The following is a 26357-nucleotide window of genomic DNA, read 5'->3' on the forward strand; positions in this document are numbered from 1 at the left end:
TCGCGTAGGTCGGATTAGGCCGAAGGCCGTAATCCGACAATCCTCGGAAACTATGCAAAATCATGCGATACCGACGCGCATTCCAGCCAGGTGGCAGCTTTTTCTTCACGGTGGTGACTGCCCATCGCCGGCCCGTTTTTTCTGCTGCCAATGCCGTGGATTTGCTGCGTGACGCTTTCCGCGCCGTGCGGCATCAACGGCCATTCGCTATCGACGCTATCGTTATCCTTCCTGATCACTTGCACTGCATCTGGACCCTGCCCGAAGGCGATGCCGATTTCATGGTGCGCTGGAGGTTGATCAAGACATGGTTCAGCAAGCGCTGCGATCTTGAAAATGTCTGGCAGCAGCGGTATTGGGAGCATGTGTTGCGTGACGAGAGCGACTTCGCAAACCACGTCGATTACATCCATTACAACCCCGTCAAGCATGGCCTTGTGAGTAAAGTCATCGATTGGCCGTATTCCAGTTTTCACCGGTATGTAAAGCAGGGATGGTGCGCCGCCGATTGGGGCGGGGATGGTGTGGATGTGGCGGGTGTTGGGCGGGAGTGAGGGGCGCTAACAATGTTGTCGGATTACGCGCTGCGCGCTAATCCGACCTACCACGGTGTATTTTTTGCGTAGGTCGGATTAGGCCGTAAGGCCGTAATCCGACAACACCCGCAAGCCGGTAATACTCGACCTACACCTTCAAAAATTCCTCTTTCCCACCCAGCCAGCGCGCCAGGTGCGCTTCCACGGTGGCTGCAGCGGCGGCCGTAGTGGCGTGCAGCAAATCGTGCGCCACGTCGCGGGCCTGGTCGACCAGCCATTGATCCGTTTCCAGGTCGGCGAAGCGCAGCATGGCCTGGCCGGACTGGCGTGCGCCAAGAAACTCCCCTGGGCCACGGATTTCCAGGTCGCGGCGGGCGATTTCAAAGCCGTCCGTCGTTTCGCGCATGGTCATCAAGCGCTGGCGCGCCACGCCGCCCAGGGGGCCCTGGTACAGCAGCAGGCAGACGCTGGCCGCCGAGCCGCGGCCCACGCGCCCGCGCAGCTGGTGCAGCTGCGACAAGCCAAAGCGCTCGGCGTGCTCGATCACCATCAGCGAGGCGTTCGGCACGTCGACGCCCACCTCGATGACGGTGGTGGCCACCAGCACGTGGATATGCCCTGCGATGAAGGCGTCCATCACTTCCTGCTTTTCCGCCGATTTCAAACGGCCGTGCACGAGGCCCACTTGCAGCGCGGGCAGGGCTTCGGCCAGCATCATGTAGGTGTCGGTGGCCGTCTGCAGCTGCAGCGCTTCCGATTCCTCGATCAGCGGACAGACCCAGTACACCTGCCGGCCTTCCAGCGCGGCCGCATACACGCGGGCGATGACTTCATCGCGCCGGTTCTGGTCGATGGCGCGCGTGACTATGGGGCTGCGCCCTGGCGGCAGCTCGTCGATCACCGACACTTCCAGGTCGGCGTAATAGGTCATGGCCAGGGTGCGCGGGATCGGCGTGGCCGACATCATCAGCTGGTGCGGCACGGCCGCGCTGTCGCCCTTGTTGCGCAGGGTCAGGCGCTGGCCCACGCCGAAGCGGTGCTGCTCGTCGACGATCACCAGGCCCAGTTTGGCAAACAGCACGTTATCCTGGATCAGCGCATGCGTGCCGATCACCAGCTGCGCTTCGCCCGATTCGATCAGGGCCAGCGCGGCCGTCTTTTCCTTTTTCTTCAGGCTGCCCGTCAGCCACGCCACCTTGACGCCCAGCGGTTCCATCCAGGCGGCGATCTTGCGGAAGTGCTGTTCGGCGAGGATCTCCGTGGGCGCCATCAGCGCGGCCTGGTAGCCGCTGTCGATCGCCTGCGTGGCGGACAATGCCGCCACCACCGTCTTGCCGCTGCCGACGTCGCCCTGCAACAGGCGCTGCATTGGATACGGCTGGCGCAGGTCGGCGCGGATTTCCTCAAGCACGCGCGCCTGCGCGCCCGTCAGCTTGAAGGGCAGGGCGGCGCCGAATGCATTCGACAGGGTGCCGACGATGGGTAGCGATGCGGCGCCCTTCGAGCGGCGCGCGCGCTGGGCGCGTTTCAGCGACAGCTGCTGCGCCAGCAGTTCATCGAACTTCATGCGCACCCAGGCCGGGTGCGAGCGGTCCATCAGCGCGCTTTCATCGATGTCCTGCGGCGGATAGTGCAGCAGGTGCACGGCGGCGCGGAACGGCGACAGCTGCATTTTACGCAGCAGCTGGTCGGGCAAGGTGTCGTGCCAGTCGATGCGGCGCATGGCGTCGGCGATCTCGCGCCGCAAGACGTGCTGCGACAGGCCTTCGCCGGACGGGTACACGGGCGTGAGCGCCGTGGGCAGGGGCGCTCCCTCGTTGACCACTTTATACGTCGGGTGCACCATCTCGGCGCCGAAAAAGCCGTGTTTGAGTTCGGCGCGCGCGCGTACTCGCGTGCCTTCGGCCAGCTGCTTGACCTGGCTGCCATAGAAATTCATGAAGCGCAGCAGCAGATTGCCCGTTTCGTCGGCGATCGTCACCAGCAGCTGCTTGCGCGGCTTGAAATTGACTTCGCATTTGGTGACGACACCCTCGACTTGCCATGACTCGCCGCCGCGCAGGCAGGCGTCGCGTATCGTGTAGACCTTGGTTTCGTCCTCGTAGCGCATCGGCAGGTGCAGCACCAGGTCCATGTCCGTGCGCAAGCCCAGTTTGGCCAGCCGGCTTTCCGTGCTGACCACTTTTTTGACGGCTTTCGGCTTGGTGGCCGGCTTGGCCGTGGGAGGAAGATCGGGCTTTGGATCGGACATATGCAAGGTTTTGGTGCCGCTAGCGTAAAATAGAGGGTTGTCCGGCACACCCTGTGCGTACCGCAGTTGTAAATTGTTGCGGCGGATTATTGTAATGCCTGTATAGGCGCACAGTATAGTGCCAGATGTTCCATTGCGCACTCCTAATCATTTTTGACGTACTTTTGAAGCAAAACGCATGTATTCGCTTTCCGATTTCGATTTTAATTTGCCGCAAGAAAACATTGCGCAAACTCCGTTGGCCGAGCGCAGCGCCTCGCGCCTGTTGCATCTGGACGGCGACGCTCTGGTCGACCGCCAGTTCGCCGACATCGTCGGGCTGTTGCAGGCGGGCGACCTGCTGGTGATGAACGATACGCGCGTGCTGAAAGCGCGCTTCTTTGGCGTCAAGGAAAGCGGCGGCAAGATCGAGGCGCTGGTCGAGCGCGTGCTCGATGACCGTACCGTGCTGGCCCAGGTGCGCGCGTCGAAGTCGCCGCCGCCCGGCTGCCGCATCCGCCTGGCCGACGCCTTCGATGTGACGGTCGGCCAGCGCGCCGGCGAATTCTTTACCCTGCACTTCGAGGCCGACGTGTTCGAGCTGATCGAGGCGCATGGCCGGCTGCCGCTGCCGCCATACATCGAGCACGATGCGGATGCATTCGACGAGACGCGCTACCAGACCGTGTTCAACAAGGTGCCCGGCGCTGTCGCCGCGCCGACGGCCGGCCTGCATTTCGACCAGGCCCTGCTCGATCAATTGAAGGCCAAGGGCGTCAACTTCGCCTATGTGACCCTGCACGTGGGCGCTGGCACCTTCCAGCCCGTGCGCACCGAGGTGCTGGCCGAACACAAGATGCATACCGAGTGGTACACCATGCCGCAGGAAACCGTCGATGCCGTGCGCGCCGCGCAGCTGGCCGGGCGCGACGTGGTCGCCGTCGGTACGACCAGCCTGCGCGCGCTGGAATCGGCCTCGCAAAGCGGCCAGCTGGTGGCGGGCAGCGCCGATACGGCCCTGTTCATCACGCCCGGCTATGCGTTTAAAACGGTGACGCGTTTGATCACCAACTTCCATTTGCCGAAGTCGACCCTGCTGATGCTGGTGTCGGCCTTTGCCGGCTATGCGCCGATCCGCAGCGCCTACGCGCATGCGATTGCGCAGAATTACCGTTTCTTCAGCTATGGCGACGCGATGCTGCTCACCACGCAATCGCGCGCTGCGCTGAACCTTGATACTCCCGTGAAAGACTGACATGCTGGAATTTACATTACTCAAGACCGACACGAGCGGCCTGACCAAGGCACGCCGCGGCACCTTGAAACTCAACCATGGCGTCGTGCAGACGCCGATCTTCATGCCAGTGGGCACTTACGGCTCCGTGAAAGCCATGTCGCCGCTGGAACTCAACGAGATCGACGCGCAGATCATTCTGGGCAACACGTTTCACCTGTGGCTGCGTCCTGGCAACACCGTCATGGAAAAATTCGGCGGCTTGCATGGTTTCATGGGCTGGAACAAGCCGATCTTGACGGACTCGGGCGGTTTCCAGGTGTTTTCGCTGGGCGCCATGCGCAAGATCACGGAAGAGGGCGTGCATTTCAATTCGCCGATCAACGGCGATAAATTGTTCCTGTCGCCGGAAGTGTCGATGCAGGTGCAGCGCGTCTTGAATTCCGACATCGTCATGCAGTTCGACGAATGTACGCCGTACGAAATCCAGGGCCGTCCGGCCACCATCGAGGAAGCGGCCAAGTCCATGCGCATGTCCTTGCGCTGGGCGCAGCGCTCGAAGGACGAGTTCCACCGCGGTGAAAACCCGAATGCGCTGTTCGGCATCGTGCAGGGCGGCATGTTCGAAATGCTGCGCGACGAGTCGCTGGCCAAGCTGGAAGAAATCGATTTCCCCGGCATCGCCATCGGCGGCCTGTCCGTCGGCGAGCCGAAGGAAGACATGATGCGCATGCTGGCCCACGTGGGCCCGCGCCTGCCGGCCAACAAGCCCCATTACCTGATGGGCGTGGGCACGCCGGAAGACCTGGTGGCGGGTGTGTCGAACGGTATCGACATGTTCGACTGCGTCATGCCGACACGTAACGCCCGCAATGGCTGGCTGTTCACCCGTTTTGGCGACATCAAGATCAAGAACGCCAAGTACAAGGAAGACCAGGCGCCGCTGGACGAGACCTGCAGCTGCTACGCCTGCCGCAATTTCTCGCGCGCCTACCTGCACCATTTGCACCGCTCCAAGGAAATCCTCGGTGCGCGTTTGAATACCATCCACAACCTGCATTACTACCTGGACCTGATGCGCCAGATGCGCGAAGCGCTCGATGAAGACCGTTTCCACGCGTTTACCCTGCAATTCCACGCGGAACGCGCACGCGGAACTTAAGAAAACCTTATCTGGCGCCCTGGCCGCAGCATGGCCGGAAGTTTTGTGTATTGGTGCTTGGACTGGGGCGATAAAGCATTGCATAATGCCTTTTTAGCCCCATTTGAAGCTGCCATGCCTGCAATTGGAGGCTTGGCGGATTGCCAATGCTAGAATACAGCGCTATTTTTTCAAACTGATTAGAACTGGAGTCACCGTGTTTTTCATTTCCAACGCTTATGCGCAAGCCCCAACCGACGCCCTGGGCCTCGGCGGCAACCTGACCAGCTTCCTGCCGCTGGTATTGATGTTCGTGGTCATGTATTTCCTGATGATCCGCCCACAGCAAAAACGCGCCAAAGAACAACGGGCGATGATGGACGCGCTGGCCAAGGGTGACGAAGTCGTCACCGCCGGCGGCATGCTGGGCCGTGTTGTCAAGGTAGTGGACGCTTACGTCACCATCGAAGTGGCGACCGGCACCGAAATCACGGTGCAAAAGAGCTCCATCACCACCTTGCTGCCTAAAGGCACCCTGAAGGCGCTGTAATTCCTCGCTGTCATTGCCAAAGCAATGATTGAACGGGGCGGCTACCCGCCGCCCCTCGCGACGCCTCCGACGCTCAACACTGAACGCTGAATCAATATGAATCGCTATCCTGCCTGGAAATACATCATCATCGTCGTCGCCTTATTGCTGGGCGCACTCTATACGGCGCCCAACTATTTCGGTGAGTCACCGGCGCTGCAAGTAACCAGCGGCAAGTCGACCGTCAAAGTGACGGGCGAGCTGATGACGCAAGTCGAGCAAATATTGACGAAAGAGAACGTCAAGTCGGAAGGTGTCACCATGGATGGCGCCGGCAACCTCGCCTCCGTGCGCGTGCGTTTCGCCGATCCCGATACCCAGTTCAAGGCGAAACTGGTGCTGGAAAAAGACCTGAACACCGATGCCAGCGATCCCGCCTACATCGTGACGGTCAATCTGCAAGCCAATACCCCATTGTGGATGCAAAAATTGCATGCCTTGCCCATGTTCCTGGGCCTGGACTTGCGCGGTGGCGTGCACTTCCTGATGCAGGTCGATGCGAAAGCCGTACTGAACAAGAAAGTGCAGGGCGTCCAGTCCGCCGCGCGTAGCGTGTTGCGCGACAAGAATATCCGCCACGCCGGCATCGAACGCGTGGGCGACAGCGTCCAGATCAACTTCCGCGACGCGGAAACGCGCGTGAAGGCAAAAAATGTCCTGTCCGACCAGATGACGGAACTGGCGTTCGCCGATGCGGGCGAAGGCAGCGATTTGAAACTGAACATCACCCTGAAGCCGGCCGCCCTGAAAGCCACCATCGATGAAGGCGTGAAACAGAATATCTCCACCCTGTCCAAGCGCGTCAACGAGCTGGGCGTGGCCGAGCCGCTGATCCAGCAGCAAGGCCCTGACCGCATCGTGGTGCAATTGCCTGGCGTGCAGGACGTGGCCCGCGCGAAAGCCATTATCGGCCGCACGGCGACCCTGGAAGTGCGCCTGGTCGATGAAAGCATCGTGCCTGGCACCGAACTGTCGAGCGCCATCCCGTTCAACTCGGAACTGTTCACCGTCGGCAAGGGCGTCCCTGTCGTGCTGGCGAAAGACGTGATCCTGACGGGCGACTATATTTCCAGCGCCACGGCCAGCTTCGACCAGAACCAGCAGGCGGCCGTATCGATCGACCTGAACGGCGACGGCGGCCGCAAGATGCGTGAAGCGACGCGCGAACGCGTGGGCAAGCGCATGGCTATCGTGCTGTTTGAAAAAGGCAAGCCGGAAGTGCTGTCGGTTGCCACCATCCAGCAGGAACTCGGTTCGCGTTTCCAGATCACCGGCATGGGCGGCGCGGAAAACGCGAATGAACTGGCGCTGCTGCTGCGCTCGGGCGCCCTGTCCGCACCGATGACCGTCATCGAAGAACGCACGATCGGACCGCAGCTGGGCGCGGAAAACATCGCCAAGGGCTTCCACTCGACCTTGTACGGCTTCATCGCCATCGCCGTCTTCATGATCGCCTACTACATGCTGTTCGGCGCCTTCAGCGTGCTGGCACTGGCCACCAACCTGCTGTTGCTGGTCGGCTTGCTGTCGATGATCCAGGTGACGTTGACCTTGCCCGGTATCGCCGCTATCGCGCTGGCGCTGGGTATGGCGATTGACGCCAACGTGCTGATCAATGAACGTATCCGTGAAGAGCTGCGCGCCGGCAATACGCCGCAAGCGGCGATCGCCGCCGGCTTCGACCGCGCCTGGGCCACGATTCTGGACTCGAACGTGACCACCCTGATTGTCGGTCTGGCGCTGCTGGCCTTCGGCAGCGGTCCTGTGCGCGGCTTCGCTGTTGTGCATTGCCTGGGTATTCTGACCTCGATGTTCTCCTCCGTGTTCGTCTCGCGCGGCGTGGTCAACCTCTGGTATGGCCGCAAGAAAAAGCTGACGACCTTGTCGATCGGCACGGTGTGGGTGCCGGGCACCAGCAAATAAGCGGCGGCCCCGACTCACCCAATAGCGTCAACAGCGATCGCGTCCGGTGGCACAGCCGCCGGACGCACAGAATAGAACTCAGAGGATTTCATGGAATTTTTCCGGATCAAAAAAGATATTCCCTTCATGCGCCATGCGTTGATTTTCAACGTGATTTCGGCCGTGACCTTCCTTGCCGCCGTCTTCTTCCTGGTGCACAAGGGCTTGCACCTGTCCGTCGAATTCAAGGGCGGCACCCTGATGGAGGTGAAATACCCGAAGGCGGCCAATCTGGAAGGCATACGCGGCACCCTGATCGCCATGGGCTATGAAGAGCCGGGCGTGACCAGCTTCGATACGGCGCGCGACGTGATGATACGCCTGCCGGTGGAAAATGGCGTCAGCGCCGCCAACACCTCGCAGCGCGTGTTTGAAGCCTTGTGCAAGGCCGAGCAAGGCTCGACCAAGGCCATCGACACCGTCACCGACAAGGGCGAGCATGTGCTCAAGAGCGCGTGTATGGATGCTGCCGGCAGCGAAGCGGTCGTCTTGCAGAAAGTTGAATTCGTCGGCCCGCAAGTGGGTGAGGAACTGGCGCAGAATGGCTTGAACGCGCTGGTGGTGGTGATTATCGGCGTGATGATCTACCTGGCCATCCGATTCGAATGGAAATACGCTGTCTCGGCCATTATCGCCAACTTGCATGACGTGGTGATCATCCTGGGCTTCTTCGCTTTCTTCGAATGGGAATTCTCGCTGACGGTGCTGGCGGCGATCCTGGCGGTGCTCGGCTATTCCGTCAACGAATCGGTGGTGATCTTTGACCGTATCCGCGAAAACTTCCGCAAGCAGCGCAAGGCGACCGTGCATGAAGTGATCGACAGCGCGATCACCAGCACCATTTCGCGTACCATCATCACTCACGGCTCGACCCAGATGATGGTGCTGTCGATGCTGATCTTCGGCGGCCAGACCCTGCACCACTTCGCACTGGCGCTGACCATCGGTATCTGCTTCGGTATTTACTCGTCCGTGTTCGTCGCGGCCTCGATCGCCATGTGGCTGGGCGTCAAGCGCGAGGACTTGATCAAGCCGGTCAAGGAAAAAGACGAAACCGACGGCGCCGTGGTGTAAGCGCGGGTTTTTTGCAGGTCGAATGGAAAAACGATCACCGTTTGCGGTGGTCGTTTTTTTTTGTAACGGATGATGATGAAGCGTATTTTATTGATGGGCATGATGGCAGGCGTGACGGCGCTGGCCGACGCCGCCGATTTCAGCCGTGCCGATGCCGGCAGCATCGCCATGCGCGGCCCGATTGCCGAGGGCGACGTGGACAAGCTGCGGCTGCTGGCTACGCCGGGCACCACGCTGTTGCGCGTCAATAGCGATGCAGGCGATCCGCAGGCGGCGATGCAGCTGGGCCGCTATCTGCGCCAGCAGCAATGGCGTCTCGCCATCGACACCGTGTGCGCCGGTAGCTGCGCCCTGTATGTGTTCCCGGCTGCGCGGCATAAAAGCATACCCGACGGCGCCGTGCTGGCGCTGCAGGAATCGGCGTTCTTGCGCGCGCAGGTCGACCGGGCGCAGATGCGGCGCATCCTGCTTGAAGCGGGTGTGGCGGCCGAGGATCTGGACAGTGAAACGGTGGCGCTGGCGGCCCGGTTGGCAGAGACGGCGGCGCAGGAAGCGGCGTTTGCCTCGGAGCTGGGTATCGCCCCCGCCTTTTACCGCGACTTCCGGCAAGTGGCGGCGCAGGCCGATAGCGTGCGCCAGCGCTTTCCCGACCAGGAGGCGGCCGTCTACTGGTGGCCGGCCGCCGCCCGGCTGCAGCGCTGCTACGGCATCGGCGGCGTGCAAGAGGAGACGCGCGCGGCGCGCCTGGCGCCCGACGGCTATCTGTACGTGCCGGCCCTGTCCGCTCTTGTCATGGGCGACCAGGCCTTGCAGGCCTGCCCATGAGCCGCAGCGGCCGTTTGTTCCTGCTGATGGACGCCATGCGCGCCAGGCGCGTGCCCGTCACGGCGGCGCAGCTGGCGCAGCAGCTCGGTGTTTCCGAACGCACGATCTACCGCGATATCCAGACCCTGGCCGAACTGGGCGCGCCCCTGCAGGGCGAGGCCGGCATTGGCTATGTGCTGCGCCGCGGCGCATTCCTGCCGCCGCTGATGTTCGGTCCCGATGAACTGGAAGCGCTGGTGCTGGGCGCGCGCTGGGTACGCCGGCAGGGCGATGCGGGCCTGGCGCAGGCGGCCAGCAATGCCCTGGCCAAGATCGCGGCCGCGTCGCCGCGCGACCTGCGCGACAGCATGGCCGAGACCAGTTTGTGGGTGCCGCTGGGGCGTCCCGCCGATGGCACGCAGCCGGCCGACCGTTACGTGCAGCCCGTGCGCGAGGCGATCCGCTATGAACAGAAGCTCACGCTCGCCTATCAGGATGAGCATGGCAGCGCCACTTCGCGCACGGTGTGGCCTTTCGCCCTGGCTTTTTTCGAAGGCAAGCGCCTGCTGGCCGCCTGGTGCGAGTTGCGCGGCGATTACCGGCATTTCCGCATCGACCGCATCGCCGACGTGCGGCAGCATGCGGAGCGCTATCCCACGCGGCGCCATGTACTGCTCGATGCCTGGCGCAAAGCGCACGAGATTGACCCGGAATCCTGATATCCGCTCCTGACAAAAACTGTCAGTGACGGCGACTACGATGGTGGCTTCCTCACTCACCGGAGCTATCCATCATGCGCCTGTACCACCACCCCATGTCTTCGAATGCCCGCCGTGCCCTGATGACGGCGATCCACCTCGGCCTGCCTCTGGAGCTGGCCGAAGTCGACCTGATGAATGCGGACGACCGCCGCCGCCTGGCCGAACTGAACCCGAACGGCAAAGTGCCCGTGCTGGCCGATGGCGATTTCCTGCTGTGGGAATCATGCGCCATCATGCAATACCTGGCCGAGCAGGTGCCGGGCCAGACGATTTACCCGCAGGCGCCGCAAGCGCGCGCCGACGTCAACCGCTGGCTGTTCTGGGCCGCGCAGCACTTTGCGCCCGCCATCAGCGTGCTGGCCTGGGAACGCGCCTGGAAAGGCATGACGGGCAATGGTCCCGCGGACCCGCTGGAAGAGGCGCGCGGCGAGCACGAACTGCATGCCTGTGCCGTGGTGCTGGATGCGCATCTGGCGCAGCGTGAGTGGCTCTGCGGCGATGCCTTGACCCTGGCCGAGTTCGCCGTCGCCGCGCCGCTGATGTACAGCGAGGCCGTGCGCTTGCCGCTGGCGCAGTACCAGCACATCCAGGCGTGGTTTGCCCGCGTGCGCCAGCTGCGCGCCTGGCAGGAAACGGACGTGGAACTGTTGCCGGGATAATGTGTGCGCTAAGTGAGCCAGCGCACGGAGCTGGCGCGGCACAGCGCATAAGATAGGGCTGTCTCTTTCAGGACATCCCTAGCTTTGGACTTTACCCGCTTTCGAGCGGGTTTTTTTTGTTTGCCGCTATGGAAGCCTGGCGCTGATAGTGAGTGCTCGCATCCGGTGCGGCAGGCAGTCTAGTGCACGAGTACCTTCAGCAGCGACTGCACTTCATCGTCCGATTCTTCCATGATGCTCGACAAGGTCGCATCGTCGCCGATCAGGCAATCGATGCTGCGCGCGGCGCGGGCGGCCCGCACGGCGATGGCGGCCGGGCTTTCGTTGAGCGGTGACGAGACGGGCGCCAGGTCATTTGCCAGCAGCAGGGTGTCGCCCAGCGATTCGGGCGGGATGGCGCGCAAGCCTTCCCACAGCGCATCGATGGCGCCCCTGACCGCTTCCGGCACCTTCAGTTTGGCCAGGACGCCGTGGCCGATGGCTTGTTCGCCATGTTCGACCCAGTCTTCCGGTTCGCCGTCGAGGATGCCGGGGAATTCGGCCGCGCGCGACAGCAGATAAAAGCCGCCCACTTCATGCATGATGCCGGCAAACAGGGCCGTATCGGGGTCCACGTTGGTGACGCGGCGGGCCAGTACCTGCGACAGGGCCGCCACGTGGGCCGTATGCTCCCACAGCTGGTTGGCCTTCGCTTGCAGCACGGGATCGGTGATGGTGCTGCCCAGCTGGCGCACGATCAGCGATGCCACCACCGACTGCAGGGTACGCACGCCTAGCCGCTGCACGGCATTGCGCACGCTGGTGATTTCATTGCCGGAACGGTTGAACGCCACGGAATTGGCGATGGCCACCGTGCGTGCCGCCAGCAGCGGGTCAGCCTGCACCAGCTTGGCGGCGGCCTCGATATGGCAGTCGGGATCGGCCAGCGCCTCTTGCAGCTTGAGCGAAGCGTCCACATTGGCAGGAAAGGTCAGCTCGCCACGAGCGGCTTGTGCGGCGATGCTTTTAAAGGCGTCGAGTCTGTTCATTGAAAAAATTATACTCGCAATATTTCCGTGCGGAACTTTTTAACCATGATCTTTTCGCAAACAGCTTAGCAAAAGGCAAGCAAAGCCCTGTAAACGGAAAGAGGCATGCCCCGGTATCGGCGGCATGCCTCTTTTGATAAAGTGAGCGTTATCAGTCTGCTTCGCTAAATATCGCGTCGCAGCCTTCAACGAGTTCATCGCTGTCTTCCAGCTCATCGGTCAAGCCCAGGTCGAACAGTTCCTCGACGGCGTTCATGAAGCTGTTGTGCTTGGTGGCGCCGATCAGGCGGTAGATTTCGCCGTCTTCGTTGCGCACGCCAATGATCAGTTTTTCCTGGCGTACCAGTTCCGGCGTGCTGGCGTTGAGCAGCAGATTGCCGATGATGTGTTTATCGAAATGAGCAGGCTTTTTGCCTTCGAGCAGTGAGGTTTTCAACTTGGTTTCCTTTGTCTTGTTTGAATGTCGGTGCCTGGTGTATGGTCAGCCGTTGGCGATGGCCTGTTTCAGTCCCGCCAGGGTGCTTTCCAGACGTATGAAATCGTCTTCGGTATAGCCGTCGAACAGGCGCTGGCCCTGCGTTGTCAGCTTGGGGAACACGTCATGGAACACCTGTTCGCCCTCGCAGCTCAGGCGCACGTAATAGGAACGCTTGTCGCGTGGACAACGTTCGCGTATCACCAGCCCCTTCTGTTCCAGCCGGTCCACCACGCCCGTCAAAGTACCCTTGGTAATCAGGGTTTTCTGGCCCAGTTCCTTGTAGGACATGCCGCGGGTGTTGCCGAGCGTGGCAATGATGTCGAATTGCGCATGCGTCAAGCCGTACTGGCGCACGAAGTCGCCAGAAAACCGCTCGAAGCCTTGCATGCATTCGGCCAGCAGCCGGATACTTTTTAAATATCGTTCACCCATGGGGGTGATTATATCCTTCCGCTCCGCTTTTTTCCGCCGCGCCCGGATGCGCCCTTGCATGAGGGGCGCGACAGGGCGGAAGTCCGGTATCATGTGGGCAACTCAGCCCTTGCCCTTGGTCCGCCTCGCCGATGTCCTTCGCTAATCTTTCCCGTATCGGCCTCGACAAACCGCTGCGTTTGCTGCTGGTCCATGCCGGCGATGCCGAGTCGATCACTTGGGCCGGCCTGGTGCAGCCGCTGCGCTTGTGCGCGCGGGCGCTGGGACCCGGTGCCTTGCAACTGGACGTGCGCACGCCGGAACAGGTGGCCGCGCAGGGCGGCAACTGGCATATTGCGCTGCTGGTGGCCGACGAGACGGAGGCGCCGCTGCGCGCCGAGCTGTGCCGGGCCGTGATCGAACGCTGCCGCTCGGCGCCGTTCTGGGGCGGCGTGGGCGCGGCCGTGCTGTGGCTGGCCGGCGCGGGCGTCATGGATGGCGTGCGCATCGCCTTGCCGTGGGCCCTGTACGCCGATGCGGAAGCGAAGGCCGAACGGGCCATCCTGACGCCGCACCTGTTCGACATCGACGGCCCGCACATCACCTGCTGCGGCGGCGCGGCCAGCATCGATTTTTCGCTGACCCTGATCGAGACCATCTTTGGCGCCGACGTGCAGGCGCTCGTCAAGGAAGCGCTGTGCGTGGACAAGGTGCGCGGCAAGGAAGAGCGCCAGAGGGTGGCCCTGCAGGCGCGTTTCGGCGTGCTGCAGCCGAAATTGTCCGAAGCGGTGACCTTGATGGAAGCCAATATCGAGGAACCGCTGTCGACCGACGACATCGCCAGCCTGGTGGGCCTGTCGCGGCGCCAGCTGGAACGGCTGTTCAAGCAATACCTGGGCAGCCTGCCATCGCGCTACTACCTGGAGCTGCGCCTGCGGCGCTCACGGCAACTATTGCTTGATACACATTATTCCATTGTGCAAGTTGGCCTGATGTGCGGCTTTTCCTCGGGCTCGCACTTTTCCACGGCCTTTGGCACCCTGTTTGGCAATACGCCCCGGGAAGAGCGGCAAAGAAAGCTGATGCCGCCTGCGTGATTAAAGCAAGCCCGGCTGTGATGAATTGTGAAAATCCTTGTCGCAGATTCAAAAGAGTTTTAGCATCCCGCTTTTTATAATGCAGTACACACGTAGCTGTCGTAGCTGCGGAGTACCTAACATATTGATGGGGAAATGCTATGAATGCCAAGCTTGATTCGACCGTAACGGCTCGTCCAGTCACCCGGGAAACCTTTGACCAGGTCCTCGTTCCTACCTACGCCCCTGCAGCCATGGTGCCCGTGCGCGGTTCCGGTCTGGACCTGTGGGACCAGTCAGGCAAGCATTACCTCGATTTCACCTCCGGCATCGCCGTCAACAGCCTGGGCCACTGCCATCCGGCCCTGGTCGACGTGCTGACCAAGCAAATCAATAATCTGTGGCATTTGGGCAACGGCTACACCAATGAGCCTGTCCTGCGCCTGGCGCTGGCCCTGACGGAAGCGACCTTCGCCGACCGCGCCTTCTTCTGCAACTCGGGCGCGGAAGCCAACGAAGCGGCCCTGAAGCTGGCGCGCAAGTACGCGCACACCAAGTTCGGCGCGCACAAGTCGCGCATCATCTCGTGCTTCAGCTCCTTCCACGGCCGCACCCTGTTTACGGTCTCCGTCGGCGGCCAGGCCAAGTACACGGAAGGCTTCGAGCCGCTGCCGCCATCGATCGACCACATCGCCTACAACGATATCGAAGCGGCACGCGCCGCCATCGGCGATGACGTGTGCGCAGTGATCGTCGAGCCGGTACAAGGCGAAGGCGGCGTGGTGCCGGGCAATCCGGAATTCCTCAAGGAGTTGCGCGCCCTGTGCGACAAGACGGGCGCCCTGCTGATTTTCGACGAAGTCCAGAGCGGCATGGGCCGCACTGGCGCCTTGTTCGCCTACATGGGCTACGGCGTCACGCCGGACATCCTGACGGCCGCCAAGGCCCTGGGCAACGGCTACCCGATCGGCGCCATGCTGACCACGAATGAACTGGCGCAGACCCTGGCCGTCGGCACCCACGGCACCACCTACGGCGGCAACCCGCTGGCCGCCACCGTGGCCTTGACCGTGCTGGACACGATCAACACGCCGGCATTCCTGGCGCGTGTGAAAGAAGCGAGCGTCAACACCATCGCCATGCTGCAAGGCTTGATCACGGATTACCCGCAAGTGTTCTCCATTGTGCGCGGCAGCGGTTTGCTGCTGGGCCTGGTCGTCACCGATGCCTACAAAGGCCGCGCGAAAGACATCCAGAAAGCGGCCGAAGCGCAAGGCTTGATGGTGCTGATCGCCGGCATGGACGTGGTGCGCCTGGCGCCGGCCCTGATCGTCTCGGACGAGCAGATCGCCGAAGCGGGCCGTCTGCTGCGCGCCGCCATCGACGGCATGCTGAAAGCCTGAAGCTAGCCCCGCTCCCTGTTTGATCACCGGCCCGCCGCTTTGCTGCGGGCCGGCTTGGTTCTACCCCAGCATCGTCAGCATTGAAGGAGTACCCATGTATGTTGTCCGTCCGGTAGAAATTGCGGATATTGCAGCCCTTGAAGCGCTGGCCGCAGTCACCATGCCGGGTGTCCATACCCTGCCGAAGACGCGCGAAAAAATCGCCGCCTCCGTCGAGCGCTCCATCGCCTCGTTTGCCGCCCATGTCGACATCCCCAGCGAAGAGTCGTATCTCTTCGTGCTTGAATCCCTGCTCGACAAGAGCATCTTTGGTACGGCCGCCATCTTCGCCTCGGCCGGCTCGAACGGCACCTATTTTTCCTTCCGCAACGACGTCATCCAGCAAGTCTCGCGCGACCTGAACATCAGCCACAGCGTGCATGCGCTGACCCTGTGCTCGGAGCTGACGGCGTACTCGCAGCTGTCCGGCTTCTACGTGCGCAACATGGAGCAGGCGGGCCTGGAAGCGGCCCTGCTGTCGCGCGCGCGGCTGCTGTTCGCCGTGCTGGCGCCGCACCGTTTCGGCGACCGCTTCTTCGTGCCGCTGGCCGGCATCACGGACGCCAACGGCCAGTCGCCATTCTGGGATGCGCTGGGCCGAAAGTTCTTCCAGATGGATTTCCTCGATGCCGAAAAAGTCATCGGCGGGGCGCGCAACCGCACCCTGATCGTCGAACTGATGCCGCATTACCCCGTGTACGTGCCGCTGCTGCCCGGCGACGCGCAGGCGGCCATGGGCCAGATCCACCCGAGCGGCGAACTGGCGTTCAATCTGCTGACGGAAGAAGGCTTTGAAGCCGACGATTACATCGACATCTTCGATGGCGGCCCGATCCTGCAGGCGCACAAGCATGCGCTGCGCTCGTTTACGGGCTCGCTCACGCGCCGCGTCGTCGCCGGCGTCACGCCCAGCCGCACGGGCCTGAAAGTCAATTATGCGGTCGCTTCCGGCGCCGAGCGCAATTTCCGCGCCGTGACCTTCGCCTGCGATGCGCTCGAAGCGCAGGACAGCGTCGGCTTGCCGGCAGACCTGCTCGAGGCGCTGGCCGTGGCCGAAGGCGACAGCGTCATTTGCGTGCGTATCTAAGGGAGTCAATTTTATGCTAGTAGTACGCGCCATCAACGCCAATGACCTCGATGCCCTGTATGGCCTGGCCAGCCAGGTCGGCACCGGCATGACCACCCTCAAGCCGGACATGAAAATGCTGGGCGACCGCCTGGCCATCGCCTGCGCTTCGTTCGCCGAAACCATCCCGCCAGAAAAGCGCGATTACATGTTCGTCATGGAGGATACCGATACGGGCCGCCTGGCTGGCGTGTGCGCCATCAAGGGCGCCGTGGGTCTGGACGAACCGTTCTATAACTACCGCATCGGCACCCTGGTCCATTCCAGCCGCGAGCTCGATGTGTTTACGCGCATGGAAACCCTGTACCTGTCGAACGACCTGACGGGCAGCACGGAACTGTGCTCGCTGTTTCTGCACCCCGATTACCGCAGCGGCAACAACGGCAAGCTGCTGTCGAAAAGCCGTTTCCTGTTCATCGCCCAGTTCCCGCAGCTGTTCACGGAAAAGCTGATCGCGGAAATGCGCGGCTACCAGGCGCCGGACGGCAGCTCGCCGTTCTATGAAGGCCTGGGCCGCCATTTCTTCAAGATGGATTTCCACCACGTCGACGATTTGACGAGCCTGGGTAAAAAATCGTTCATCGCCGAACTGATGCCGCGCCAGCCCATGTACGTGGCCTACCTGCCCGACGAAGCGCAGGAAGTCATCGGCAAGGTGCATCTGAGCACGGCGCCCGCGCGCCGCCTGCTGGAACAGGAAGGCTTGCACTTCGAAGGCTATGTCGATATTTTCGACGCCGGTCCCGTGCTGCAGGCGCGCGTCTCCGAATTGCGCGCCATGCGCGACAGCATGCCGGCCGTGCTCGACGCCGACGCTGCGCCGGAAGTGTGCGGCGACGCGTCCCAGGCCGAGCCTTACCTGGTGTCGAACACCGACCTGAAAGATTTTCGCATGATCGTCACCAGCGCCAATCCGCACAGCGGCAAGATCGCGCTCGATGACGATGAACTGCATCTGCTGCGCTGCCATCACGGCGACACCGTGCGCACCTTGTCACTCAACCCGAGGAAGCATCCCCATGTCTAACGTATTGAATCCATCTACCGCAGCATCGAACTTCATCAACGGCGCCTGGCTGCCAGGCACGGGCCGTGAACTGGTCACCATCGATCCGTCGAACGGCAAGCAGACCTGGGCCAGCCTGGAAGCGACGGAGAACGAAGTCGAACAGGCTTGCCAGGCCGCCCGCGCCGCCTTTGAAGCATGGGCCGATACGCCCGTCGAAGAACGCATCGCCATCTGCGTGCGCTTTCGCGAACTGCTGAAGGAACATGCGGAAGCGCTGGCGCTGCTGATCTCGGAAGAAGTGGGCAAGCCGCTGTGGGAGTCGCGCACGGAAGTGGCCACCATGGCCAACAAGATCGATATCTCGGTACAGTCGTACAACGCGCGCACGGGCATCACGCAAAGCAAGATCGCCGATGGCGACGCCGTGCTGCGCCACCGTCCGCATGGCGTGTTTGGCGTCTTCGGTCCGTACAATTTCCCCGGCCATCTGCCGAACGGCCACATCGTGCCGGCCCTGATCGCCGGTAACACCATCGTCTTCAAACCGAGCGAATATGCGCCACGCACGGCCATCAAAACCGTGCAGCTGTGGCAGCAGGCCGGCTTGCCGAATGGCGTCGTCAACCTCGTCAACGGCGGGCGCGATACGGGCGTGGCCCTGGGCGCCAATCCACACCTCGACGGCGTATTGTTTACGGGTTCGTGCCAGACAGGCATCAGCCTGCACCGCCAGTTCGGCGGCCAGCCGGGCAAGATGCTGGCGCTGGAAATGGGCGGCAACAACGCCCTCGTCGTGTGGGACGTCAAGGATGTCGACGCGGCCGTGCACCACGCGATCTTCTCCGCCTTTGTGTCGGCCGGCCAGCGCTGCACCTGCGCGCGCCGCCTGGTGGTGCAGGATAACGCCGCTGGTGGCGCTTTTGTGGCGCGCCTGGTGGAAGTGGCCGCGAAACTGGGTATCGGCGCGTCCGACGCCCAGCCGCAGCCGTTCATGGGCCCAGTGGTATCGAGTGCCGTGGCAAAACGCCTGGTGCAGGCGCAGGCGGACATGGTTGCCAAGGGCGGCACCACCTTGCTGCAGATGCGCCAGTTGAATCCCGATGCGGGCTTTGTCACGGCCGGCATCGTCGACGTCACCAATGCTGCCGGCATTCCCGACGAAGAGTGGTTCGGCCCGCTGCTGCAAGTGGTTCGCGTGGCCGATTTCAATGCGGCCCTGAAGGTGGCCAACGCCACGGAATTCGGCCTGGCAGCAGCGCTGTTGTCCGACGATCCGGCCCTGTGGCAAACGTTCCAGACGCGCGCGCGCGCCGGCATCGTCAACTGGAACCGTCCGACCACGGGCGCGGCCAGCACGGCGCCGTTCGGCGGCATCGGCAAGTCGGGCAACCACCGTCCGAGCGCCTATTACGCGGCCGATTACTGCGCCTACCCGGTCGCCTCGATCGAGAACGGCGTATTGGAAATGCCGGCCAAGCTGTCGCCTGGCCTGAATTTTTAAATTTTAAGGACATGCCTCCCATGCACAGCACGCGCGAATACAATTTTGACGGCCTGGTCGGGCCATCGCATAACTATGCGGGACTCTCGTTTGGCAACGTGGCCTCGTTCAGCAATGTGAAAAGCGCTTCGAATCCGAAGCAGGCCGCCTTGCAGGGCCTGGCGAAGATGCGCGCCCTGGCCGCGCGCGGCTTTGCGCAAGCATTGCTGCCGCCGCAGGACCGGCCGAATTTCCGCCTGCTGCGCTCCATCGGTTTCACGGGCACGGACGCCGAGGTGCTGGCGCGCGCCTACAAGGAATCCCCGGTGATTCTGGCCTGCGCGTATTCCGCCTCGCCCATGTGGACGGCGAATGCCGCCACGGTCAGCCCGTCGGCGGACACGCAAGATGGCCGCGTGCATTTCACGGCCGCCAACCTGAATAACAAGCTGCACCGCGCCTTCGAGCACGCGCAGTCGGCGCGCAGCCTGCGCGCCATTTTCAGCGACGATAGGCACTTCGCCGTGCACGATGCGCTGCCGTCGACACCGGCCTTCGGCGACGAGGGCGCGGCCAACCACACGCGCCTGGGCGCCAGCCACGGCGCGCCATCGGTGGAATTGTTCGTGTATGGTCGCGTGGAGTTCGACCCGTCCGCGCCATCGCCGAAGCGCTACCCGGCGCGCCAGACCCTGGAAGCGTCGCAAGCCGTGGCGCGATTGCATGGCCTGGACGCGAAGCGCACCGTGTACGTGCAGCAGAACCCGGACGTGATCGACCAGGGCGTGTTCCATAACGACGTCATCGCCGTCGGCAATGGCAATGTGCTGTTCTATCACGAGCAGGCGTTTGCCGATGAAGAAGCAAGCCTGTCACAGTTGCGCCGCGCCGTCGCCGCCACGGGCGCGCAACTGGACGCGCTGCGCGTGGATACGGGCCAGGTGCCGATCCAGGATGCGGTGACCAGCTATCTGTTCAACAGCCAGCTGCTGACGAAAGAGGGCGGCAAGATGGCGCTGGTGATACCGCAGGAATGCCAGGAAAACCGCGCCGTGTCGCGCTACCTGGAAGGCCTGGTGGCCAGCGGTGGACCCATCGATGAACTGATTCATTTCGACCTGCGCCAGAGCATGCGCAACGGCGGCGGGCCCGCCTGCCTGCGTTTGCGTGTGGCCCTGACGGAAACCGAGGCGCGCGCCATGCACCAGGGCGTGATCATGACGGAAACGCTGTACCATCGGCTGGTGCAGTGGGTGGAAAAACACTACCGCGACCATCTGGAGCCGGGCGACCTGGCCGATCCGCAGCTGGCGCTGGAAGTGCATGCGGCGCTTGAAGAATTGACGATCATCCTCAACTTACCTGGATTGTACGACTTGTAGGCGATAGAAAAACACACAGAACATCCGAGACAACTATCCGTAGCACAGACAGAATTGGACGGGCGACCCCCGTCTCTTGACACCGCTGCCGCCCAGCCACAAGCCCGAACGACAGCGTTGGACATTCACATTACCGTAATGGAGATGCAAGATGAATCACACGCCACAAGATTTGCGTACACAAACGCTGGAGTTGATTAACGCGGCTGGCAAGGCAGGCAAGGCGGCAGCGCCTGTCGTGCAGCTGGTGCAGGCCTGGCTCGACTCGCTCGACGCCGAAGACCTGGCCGATATCGCGCCCGACAGCCTGGCGCCCGTGCTGGTCGACGGCTTCACGCAAGCGGCCAAGCGCACCGGCAACGGCTGCCAGATCGCCACCCTGCGTTATGCGGATGGCCGTGGCGGCATGGCGAGCGCCTTGCTGATCCTGAACGAAGACATGCCTTACCTGGTCGACTCCATCGTCATGGCCATGCGCCGCCAGCACCTGGCCGTGCGCGGCGTGATGAATACCGTGCTGCCCGTGCGCCGCGCCGCTGACGGCAGCGTCGAAGCGGTGCGCCAGTCTGGCGACCCGCTCGAATCGTATGTGCTGGTGCTGCTCGACGAAGAGCTGGCGCCGGAAGCCCAGGCCGCGCTGGTCGCCGCCCTGGAGACGGTCGCGCGCGACGCCGCCATCGTGCGCCGCGATGCCGCCGCCATGAGCGAGCGCCTGGCCGCCGTCGCCACGGCTGCAGCGCAGCATGGCGAAGAAGGCGCGGAAGTGGCGGCCTTCCTGGAGTGGGCCCGCAGCGGCGGCTTTGAAGTATTCGGCTACGCCTACTATCGCGTCAAGCCGGGCGTGCGCGAACTGGAACGCGACATTCCTAGCCGCGTCGGCGTGCTGCAGGATACGGCGCACCCGGTCTACGGCACCTGCCTGGCGAACATCCCCGGCGACTTCGACACCCTGGCCAAGCGCGACTCGGCGCTGTCCATCGTCAAGGCCGACGTGGCGGGTACCTTGCACCGCGACCAGCAGCTCGACTTCATCGGCGTGCGCGACATGGATGCGCAAGGCGCGATCTTGGGCGAGCATTGCTTCGTCGGCCTGTTTACCCGTGCCGGCAATTCCACCCCGCTGGCGGCGCTGCCGTTTGCGCGCGGCCGCGTGGCCAAGGTTTTGAGCCTGGCCGGCGTGCGCCAGCAAGGCTTCCGTGCCGAGAAATTCCGCGAAATCCTTGAGTCCTTGCCGCGCACGGAAGCGCTGGAAGCGGACCTCGACTGGCTGGCGCAAGTGTGCGGTTCCGTCGTCTCGCTGTACAAGCAGCCGCGCACCAAGGTCTTCGCGCGCCGCGACGTGTACGCGCGCCACCTGAACGTGCTGGTCTACCTGCCGCGCGAGCGTTACAGCGCCAGCGTCGCATCGAGCCTGGCAAAAGCCCTGCAAGCCAGTTCCGGCGCCACGCATGTGAGCATGCAAACCCTGGTGGCCGACGGCCCCCTGGCGCGCGTCTACCTGATCGCCCACGCCGCCCGCTACCCGCTGGACCTGGAAACGGATATCGAACAGCCGTTGCTGAGCGTGCTCGATGGCTGGCATAACGGCTTTGCCGCCGTGGCCGACGCCGTGCCCGACGTGGCCCTGCGCACCAGCCTGCGCAAACTGTGTGCCACGTTACCGCTCGATTACGTGGCCGCCACGGCACCGGCCGTCGCCTTCCGCGACCTCGACACCATCCTGCGCAATACGGATCCATCGCACGTGGCCGTGCGCATCGAGACGGGCGCCGTCACCACGATTCGCCTGTATTCGGCCAACAAGGTGCCGCCGCTGTCGACCATCCTGCCGGCCCTGCACAACGCGGGCGTGGCCATCGACCGTGAACAGGCGTATTCCGTTTCGCTGGCCGACGGCACGCGCTATTTCGTCACCAGCCTGACAGTCGATGCCGCCAGCGCGGCGAAACTGGCGCAGCCATCCGTCGTCGCCGTGGCGCAGGAATTGTTTGCCGCCCTGTTCAACGACACGGCCGAAGATGGCCGTTTGAATGGCCTCGTCATCGAAGGCGGCTTGTCGACGCGCGAAGTGCAACTGGTGCGCGCCTATACCAGCTACTGGCGCCAGACGGGCAGCCGCTTCTCGGTGCGCTACATCGCCGAAAGCCTGCGCAAGCAGCCGGCCCAGGTCAAAGCCCTGGTGGAAGCGTTCCTGCAGCGCTTCGATCCTTCGCTGTCCGACGCGCAGCATGCGCAAGCCCTGGAAAGCATCGCCGCCATCAAGGCCGGCCTGCCCTCCGTGAACCATGCCGATACCGAGGAAATCCTCGGCGCGCTGGCCGACCTGATGGCCGCCACCCTGCGCACCAGCTACTTCCAGAACAATCAACAAGGCGACAAGATCATCTTCAAGTTCGACACCAGCAGCCTGGCGCTGGTGCCGGAACCGCGTCCTTACCGCGAGATTTTCGTCTTCTCGCGCCGCTTCGAAGGCGTGCACCTGCGCGGCGGCCCTGTCGCCCGCGGCGGCTTGCGCTGGTCCGACCGCATGGAAGACTACCGCACGGAAGTCCTGGGCCTGGTGAAAGCGCAGATGGTCAAGAACGCCGTCATCGTGCCGGCCGGCGCGAAGGGCGGTTTTGTCTGCAAGATGATGCCGAAGGACGCCGTGCGTGAAACCATCGCGGCCGAAGGCGAAGCCGTCTACCGCCTGTTCATTTCCAGCCTGCTGGAAGTAACGGACAACCGTTCGCTGGGCAATATCGTCCCGCCAGTCGATACCGTGTGCTTCGATGAAGCCGATCCGTATCTGGTGGTCGCTGCCGACAAGGGCACGGCCACGTTCTCGGACATCGCCAACGGCATCGCCGTGCAGCGCGGTTTCTGGCTCGGCGACGCGTTTGCCTCGGGCGGCTCGAACGGCTACGACCACAAGAAACTGGGCATCACCGCCAAGGGCGCGTTCGAAGCCGTGAAGCGCCACTTCTATGAAATGGATCACGACCTGAACACCACCCCAATCACTATGGTCGGCGTGGGCGACATGTCGGGCGACGTGTTCGGCAACGGCGTATTGCTGTCGCGCCAGCTGAAACTGGTGGCCGCGTTCGACCACCGCCACATCTTCCTCGACCCGACACCGGACGTCGCCGTCTCGTTCGAGGAACGCGCGCGCCTGTTCGCCTTGCCGCGCTCCTCGTGGGACGACTACAACAAGGAGCTGATCTCCGCAGGCGGCGGCGTGTATCCGCGCACCGCCCGCACGATCGAACTGTCGCCGCAGATCCGCGCCGCGCTCGATATCGCCGAGACCTCGCTGCCGCCGGAAGAACTGATGCACCGCATCCTGAAGTCGCCCGTGGACCTGTTCTACAACGGCGGCATCGGCACCTACATCAAGGCGTCGACGGAGAGCCACGCGCAAGTGAAAGACCGCGCGAATGACCACATCCGCGTCAGCGGCAATGAGCTGCGCGTGAAAGTCGTGGCCGAAGGCGGCAACCTCGGTGCGACGCAGGCGGGCCGTATCGAGTTCGCGCTGGCCGGTGGCCGCATCTTCACCGATGCGATCGACAATTCGGCCGGCGTGGATTGCTCGGACCATGAAGTGAACGTGAAAATCTGGCTGGACGTGGAAGTGAACGCGGGCAAGCTGACGGAAGAAGAACGCAACCGCGAGCTGTATGCGATGACGGACGACGTCGAGCGCCTGGTCTTGCGCGACAACACGCAGCAGACGCATTTGCTGGTGCGCGAGTTGCAGGCGCAAAGCGAGAGCGCCGTGCAGGATGGCTATGCCGCCCTGATCGCCAGCCTGGAAGAAGAGGGCGCGCTGTCGCGCGATCTCGAGCAGCTGCCGTCGGTGGCCGAACTGGCACGCCGCAAAGCCGACGGTCGTGGCCTGACCACGCCGGAACTGGCGGTGGTGATCGCCAACGTGAAGAACCGCTTCAAGCGCATCCTGTCCGCCTTGCCGTTGACCGGCGAAACGTGGGCCGAGCCGGTGCTCAAACCGTACTTCCCATCGTTGCTGGTGGAAACCCGTTCGGCGCTCGACCACCCGCTGGCCAACGCCATCCTGGCAACCGTGCTGGCCAATGAAGTGATCAACCGCTGCGGCCCGCTGATGATCCGCAACCTGGCGGCGGAACACGGCGTGGACGAATCGGCCGTGATCCTGGCCTGGGGCCAGGCATGGGTGGCGCTGAACCTGGCGCCCGTGTTCGACGCGCTCGATGCGGATGCCTTGACGATTCCACGCGACGTGTCGATCAAGGTCGATGCGCAAACGCGCGTGCTGCAGCAAACGATGATCGCCGGTGTCTTGTCGGTGCCGGCCGAGCAGTTGCGCGGCGCCGGCCTGGCCGAACTGACCGGTTTGTTTGGCGCGGAATCGAAGCGCGAGCTGCTGAAAGCCGTCGGCATCAAGTCGGAAGCGGCGCTGGTTCCAGGCCTGAGTCCGGCCTTCGTGCAGGCGTGGGATGCGGTCGACGCGCTGGAAGTCGTCGCCGGCTTCCTGTTCCCGGCCCTGTCCGTGCCGCGTCCTGCTTCGATGGACCTGGCTTCCTTCCTGCAAGTGGGCCTGGCCCTGCGCAGCCAGGCGGGTATCGACACCTTGGAACGTGGCTTGAAGCTGGCCGCGCAAGGCAAGTCGCAGGAGCAGTTGCGCAACTACGCGCAACAAGCGCTGCGCCGTACGCAACAGCGTTTGCTGACGCAGGTGCTGGCCCGTGCCGAGCAAGGCAATGCCGGCCAGGCTGTCGATGCCGTGACGGGCGCGCTGGGCTTGTCGGCCTATGTGGCGGCGACGGAACTGGAGCAAGCCATGCTGGACGTGTGGACCTTGTCGGAAGCCGTGAATAAAATCACGGCGAAAACCCCAGCGGAAGCGGCGGTGTAATGACGCAAAAAGTAACACAGGTAGTGCAGGGTGCTGGCGGCTTGCCGCCAGCCGTGCAGGCGCTGGCGCAGGCCGATTTCAGCGGCGTGGCCCGGTTGTTTTCGGACGCCGGTTTCACGGTGGCCTTGCCGGCGCCCGGCATGCTGCAGGTCGTCAAGCCGGGAGCCGGCCGCGCCAGCGTGGCCGTCTCGGTGGGCGTGCATGGCGACGAGACGGGACCGATCGAAGTGCTGGCGCATCTGCTCGACGCCTTGTCGCGCGATGCATCGAAGCTGGCCGTCGATTTGCTCGTTTGCGTGGGCAATGTCGATGCGATCCGGGCCGGCAAGCGTTTCATCGACGCCGACCTCAATCGCATGTTCCGCCCCGTGCGGGGCAGCCTGGCGCAAGCGGCGGAAAGCGCGCGTGCCGATGAAATGATCGCCGCGACAACAGCGTTCTTTGCAGCGGCCGGTCCCGTGCGCTGGCATCTGGATTTACACACGGCCATCCGGCCGTCCGTGTACCCCACGTTTGCCATCGTGCCGGACCTGGTGGCCGACGACGCCAAGGCGCAGCTGATCGATTGGCTGGGCCAGGCGGCCATCGGCGCCATCATCATGAACCCGCAGTCGGCCGGCACGTACAGCTATTATTCGGCCGAGCATTTCGGCGCGGCCGCCAGCACGGTGGAACTGGGCCGCGTGGGCACCCTGGGGCAGAACGATTTGTCCCTGTTCGACGACGTGTCGCGGGCGCTCGACGGCCTGCTGCGCGGCTTGCCTGCGCAGCCCGTCAAGGCAGTGCCGCACGTGTTCAAGGTGGCACAGGAAATCATCAAGCACAGCGATGAATTCCGCATGGCGTTTGACCGCAGCACGCAGAATTTCACGTCCCTGCCGCAGCACGCCGTGATCGCCAGCGATGGCGACCATGTGTACACGGTGCAGCACGCGGAAGAGCTGGTGGTGTTCCCGAATCCGGATGTGCGCGTGGGCTTGCGCGCCGGTCTGATGGTGGTGCGCGTGTCCTGAGATTCACGCCATGCACGGCCACAGGCGCCAGCCGGGGAAACCC

At 63.2% G+C, this 26357-nt stretch carries 21 protein-coding genes; 17 read left to right on the plus strand and 4 right to left on the minus strand.

Annotation, left to right across the window (positions count from 1 at the left end; genetic code table 11):
• The first annotated feature begins 62 nt into the window (after positions 1-62).
• Entirely contained in the window at positions 63-554 is a 492-nt protein-coding gene (locus SKZ59_RS00115; RefSeq protein WP_319990461.1) for an REP-associated tyrosine transposase, read from the plus strand.
• Positions 555-684: 130 nt separating this feature from the next.
• On the opposite strand, the gene recG is transcribed toward SKZ59_RS00115, so the two are convergent.
• Complete coding sequence (recG, locus tag SKZ59_RS00120) at positions 685-2787, minus strand: ATP-dependent DNA helicase RecG (RefSeq protein ID WP_319990462.1); 2103 nt, start codon at positions 2785-2787, stop codon at positions 685-687.
• Positions 2788-2965: 178 nt separating this feature from the next.
• Here recG and queA point away from each other — a divergent pair, with 178 nt between their 5' ends.
• The 8 genes from queA (at position 2966) to SKZ59_RS00160 (ending at position 10990) form a co-directional block, all read left to right on the plus strand.
• Positions 2966-4021 carry a tRNA preQ1(34) S-adenosylmethionine ribosyltransferase-isomerase QueA gene (queA, locus tag SKZ59_RS00125; protein ID WP_034745496.1) on the plus strand — a complete coding sequence of 352 codons (1056 nt, stop codon included), beginning with the start codon at positions 2966-2968 and terminating at the stop codon, positions 4019-4021.
• 1 nt (position 4022) lies between these two features.
• Complete coding sequence (gene tgt / locus SKZ59_RS00130; RefSeq protein WP_034745502.1) at positions 4023-5162, plus strand: tRNA guanosine(34) transglycosylase Tgt; 1140 nt, start codon at positions 4023-4025, stop codon at positions 5160-5162.
• A gap of 196 nt (positions 5163-5358) precedes the next feature.
• The gene (gene yajC / locus SKZ59_RS00135) at positions 5359-5691 is read left to right on the plus strand and encodes a preprotein translocase subunit YajC (RefSeq protein WP_034745505.1); all 333 of its coding nucleotides are present in this window, start codon (positions 5359-5361) and stop codon (positions 5689-5691) included.
• Positions 5692-5787: 96 nt separating this feature from the next.
• Entirely contained in the window at positions 5788-7653 is a 1866-nt protein-coding gene (secD, locus tag SKZ59_RS00140; RefSeq protein WP_034745508.1) for a protein translocase subunit SecD, read from the plus strand.
• A 90-nt stretch (positions 7654-7743) separates the two neighbouring features.
• Entirely contained in the window at positions 7744-8766 is a 1023-nt protein-coding gene (gene secF / locus SKZ59_RS00145) for a protein translocase subunit SecF (protein ID WP_034745511.1), read from the plus strand.
• Between the two features lie 75 nt (positions 8767-8841).
• Positions 8842-9591 (plus strand): hypothetical protein, encoded by a 750-nt coding sequence (locus SKZ59_RS00150; RefSeq protein ID WP_319990463.1) that lies wholly within the window; start codon positions 8842-8844, stop codon positions 9589-9591.
• Positions 9588-10289 carry a YafY family protein gene (locus SKZ59_RS00155; protein WP_319990464.1) on the plus strand — a complete coding sequence of 234 codons (702 nt, stop codon included), beginning with the start codon at positions 9588-9590 and terminating at the stop codon, positions 10287-10289. The genes SKZ59_RS00150 and SKZ59_RS00155 overlap by 4 nt, the downstream gene beginning before the upstream one ends.
• Positions 10290-10363: 74 nt before the next feature.
• Entirely contained in the window at positions 10364-10990 is a 627-nt protein-coding gene (locus tag SKZ59_RS00160) for a glutathione S-transferase family protein (RefSeq protein WP_072457327.1), read from the plus strand.
• Positions 10991-11169: 179 nt separating this feature from the next.
• Here the strand turns inward: SKZ59_RS00160 and SKZ59_RS00165 are convergent, their stop codons facing one another.
• From SKZ59_RS00165 to SKZ59_RS00175, 3 genes are all read right to left on the minus strand, one after another.
• Positions 11170-12018 carry an HDOD domain-containing protein gene (locus tag SKZ59_RS00165; RefSeq protein WP_319990465.1) on the minus strand — a complete coding sequence of 283 codons (849 nt, stop codon included), beginning with the start codon at positions 12016-12018 and terminating at the stop codon, positions 11170-11172.
• 151 nt (positions 12019-12169) lie between these two features.
• Positions 12170-12454, minus strand: coding sequence for a hypothetical protein (locus SKZ59_RS00170; protein WP_034745526.1), 285 nt, complete (start codon positions 12452-12454; stop codon positions 12170-12172).
• Positions 12455-12499: 45 nt separating this feature from the next.
• Entirely contained in the window at positions 12500-12928 is a 429-nt protein-coding gene (locus SKZ59_RS00175) for a MarR family winged helix-turn-helix transcriptional regulator (RefSeq protein ID WP_034745529.1), read from the minus strand.
• A 131-nt stretch (positions 12929-13059) separates the two neighbouring features.
• Here SKZ59_RS00175 and SKZ59_RS00180 point away from each other — a divergent pair, with 131 nt between their 5' ends.
• The 8 genes from SKZ59_RS00180 to SKZ59_RS00215 all read left to right on the plus strand — a co-directional run bounded on the left by SKZ59_RS00180 (position 13060) and on the right by SKZ59_RS00215 (position 26314).
• The gene (locus SKZ59_RS00180) at positions 13060-14004 is read left to right on the plus strand and encodes a GlxA family transcriptional regulator (protein ID WP_072457325.1); all 945 of its coding nucleotides are present in this window, start codon (positions 13060-13062) and stop codon (positions 14002-14004) included.
• A gap of 140 nt (positions 14005-14144) precedes the next feature.
• A complete protein-coding gene (astC, locus tag SKZ59_RS00185; RefSeq protein ID WP_034745535.1) occupies positions 14145-15386 on the plus strand; it encodes an acetylornithine/succinylornithine family transaminase in 1242 nt (413 codons plus the stop codon).
• Positions 15387-15480: 94 nt separating this feature from the next.
• Positions 15481-16512: an arginine N-succinyltransferase gene (locus SKZ59_RS00190; RefSeq protein ID WP_072457323.1), complete on the plus strand. Its 1032-nt coding sequence runs from the start codon at positions 15481-15483 to the stop codon at positions 16510-16512.
• Positions 16513-16525: 13 nt separating this feature from the next.
• A complete protein-coding gene (astA, locus tag SKZ59_RS00195) occupies positions 16526-17578 on the plus strand; it encodes an arginine N-succinyltransferase (protein ID WP_319990466.1) in 1053 nt (350 codons plus the stop codon).
• Positions 17571-19061, plus strand: coding sequence for a succinylglutamate-semialdehyde dehydrogenase (astD, locus tag SKZ59_RS00200; RefSeq protein ID WP_319990467.1), 1491 nt, complete (start codon positions 17571-17573; stop codon positions 19059-19061). The genes astA and astD overlap by 8 nt, the downstream gene beginning before the upstream one ends.
• A gap of 20 nt (positions 19062-19081) precedes the next feature.
• Positions 19082-20422 carry an N-succinylarginine dihydrolase gene (gene astB / locus SKZ59_RS00205; protein ID WP_319990468.1) on the plus strand — a complete coding sequence of 447 codons (1341 nt, stop codon included), beginning with the start codon at positions 19082-19084 and terminating at the stop codon, positions 20420-20422.
• 151 nt (positions 20423-20573) lie between these two features.
• A complete protein-coding gene (locus SKZ59_RS00210; RefSeq protein ID WP_319990469.1) occupies positions 20574-25301 on the plus strand; it encodes an NAD-glutamate dehydrogenase domain-containing protein in 4728 nt (1575 codons plus the stop codon).
• Positions 25301-26314 (plus strand): succinylglutamate desuccinylase, encoded by a 1014-nt coding sequence (locus SKZ59_RS00215; protein ID WP_319990470.1) that lies wholly within the window; start codon positions 25301-25303, stop codon positions 26312-26314. Before SKZ59_RS00210 ends, SKZ59_RS00215 begins: the two co-directional genes overlap by 1 nt.
• Positions 26315-26357 lie beyond the last annotated feature (43 nt).

The sequence above is a fragment of the Janthinobacterium sp. GMG2 genome (assembly GCF_033949445.1).
Lineage (GTDB): Bacteria > Pseudomonadota > Gammaproteobacteria > Burkholderiales > Burkholderiaceae_D > Janthinobacterium > Janthinobacterium aestuarii.

Coding starts and splice junctions, on each gene's coding strand:
- SKZ59_RS00115 (WP_319990461.1), top strand. CDS start 63: ATGCGATACCGACGCGCATTCCAGCCAGGTGGCAGCTTTTTCTTCACG.
- recG (WP_319990462.1), bottom strand. CDS start 2,787: ATGTCCGATCCAAAGCCCGATCTTCCTCCCACGGCCAAGCCGGCCACC.
- queA (WP_034745496.1), top strand. CDS start 2,966: ATGTATTCGCTTTCCGATTTCGATTTTAATTTGCCGCAAGAAAACATT.
- tgt (WP_034745502.1), top strand. CDS start 4,023: ATGCTGGAATTTACATTACTCAAGACCGACACGAGCGGCCTGACCAAG.
- secD (WP_034745508.1), top strand. CDS start 5,788: ATGAATCGCTATCCTGCCTGGAAATACATCATCATCGTCGTCGCCTTA.
- secF (WP_034745511.1), top strand. CDS start 7,744: ATGGAATTTTTCCGGATCAAAAAAGATATTCCCTTCATGCGCCATGCG.
- SKZ59_RS00150 (WP_319990463.1), top strand. CDS start 8,842: ATGAAGCGTATTTTATTGATGGGCATGATGGCAGGCGTGACGGCGCTG.
- SKZ59_RS00155 (WP_319990464.1), top strand. CDS start 9,588: ATGAGCCGCAGCGGCCGTTTGTTCCTGCTGATGGACGCCATGCGCGCC.
- SKZ59_RS00160 (WP_072457327.1), top strand. CDS start 10,364: ATGCGCCTGTACCACCACCCCATGTCTTCGAATGCCCGCCGTGCCCTG.
- SKZ59_RS00165 (WP_319990465.1), bottom strand. CDS start 12,018: ATGAACAGACTCGACGCCTTTAAAAGCATCGCCGCACAAGCCGCTCGT.
- SKZ59_RS00175 (WP_034745529.1), bottom strand. CDS start 12,928: ATGGGTGAACGATATTTAAAAAGTATCCGGCTGCTGGCCGAATGCATG.
- SKZ59_RS00180 (WP_072457325.1), top strand. CDS start 13,060: ATGTCCTTCGCTAATCTTTCCCGTATCGGCCTCGACAAACCGCTGCGT.
- astC (WP_034745535.1), top strand. CDS start 14,145: ATGAATGCCAAGCTTGATTCGACCGTAACGGCTCGTCCAGTCACCCGG.
- SKZ59_RS00190 (WP_072457323.1), top strand. CDS start 15,481: ATGTATGTTGTCCGTCCGGTAGAAATTGCGGATATTGCAGCCCTTGAA.
- astA (WP_319990466.1), top strand. CDS start 16,526: ATGCTAGTAGTACGCGCCATCAACGCCAATGACCTCGATGCCCTGTAT.
- astD (WP_319990467.1), top strand. CDS start 17,571: ATGTCTAACGTATTGAATCCATCTACCGCAGCATCGAACTTCATCAAC.
- astB (WP_319990468.1), top strand. CDS start 19,082: ATGCACAGCACGCGCGAATACAATTTTGACGGCCTGGTCGGGCCATCG.
- SKZ59_RS00210 (WP_319990469.1), top strand. CDS start 20,574: ATGAATCACACGCCACAAGATTTGCGTACACAAACGCTGGAGTTGATT.
- SKZ59_RS00215 (WP_319990470.1), top strand. CDS start 25,301: ATGACGCAAAAAGTAACACAGGTAGTGCAGGGTGCTGGCGGCTTGCCG.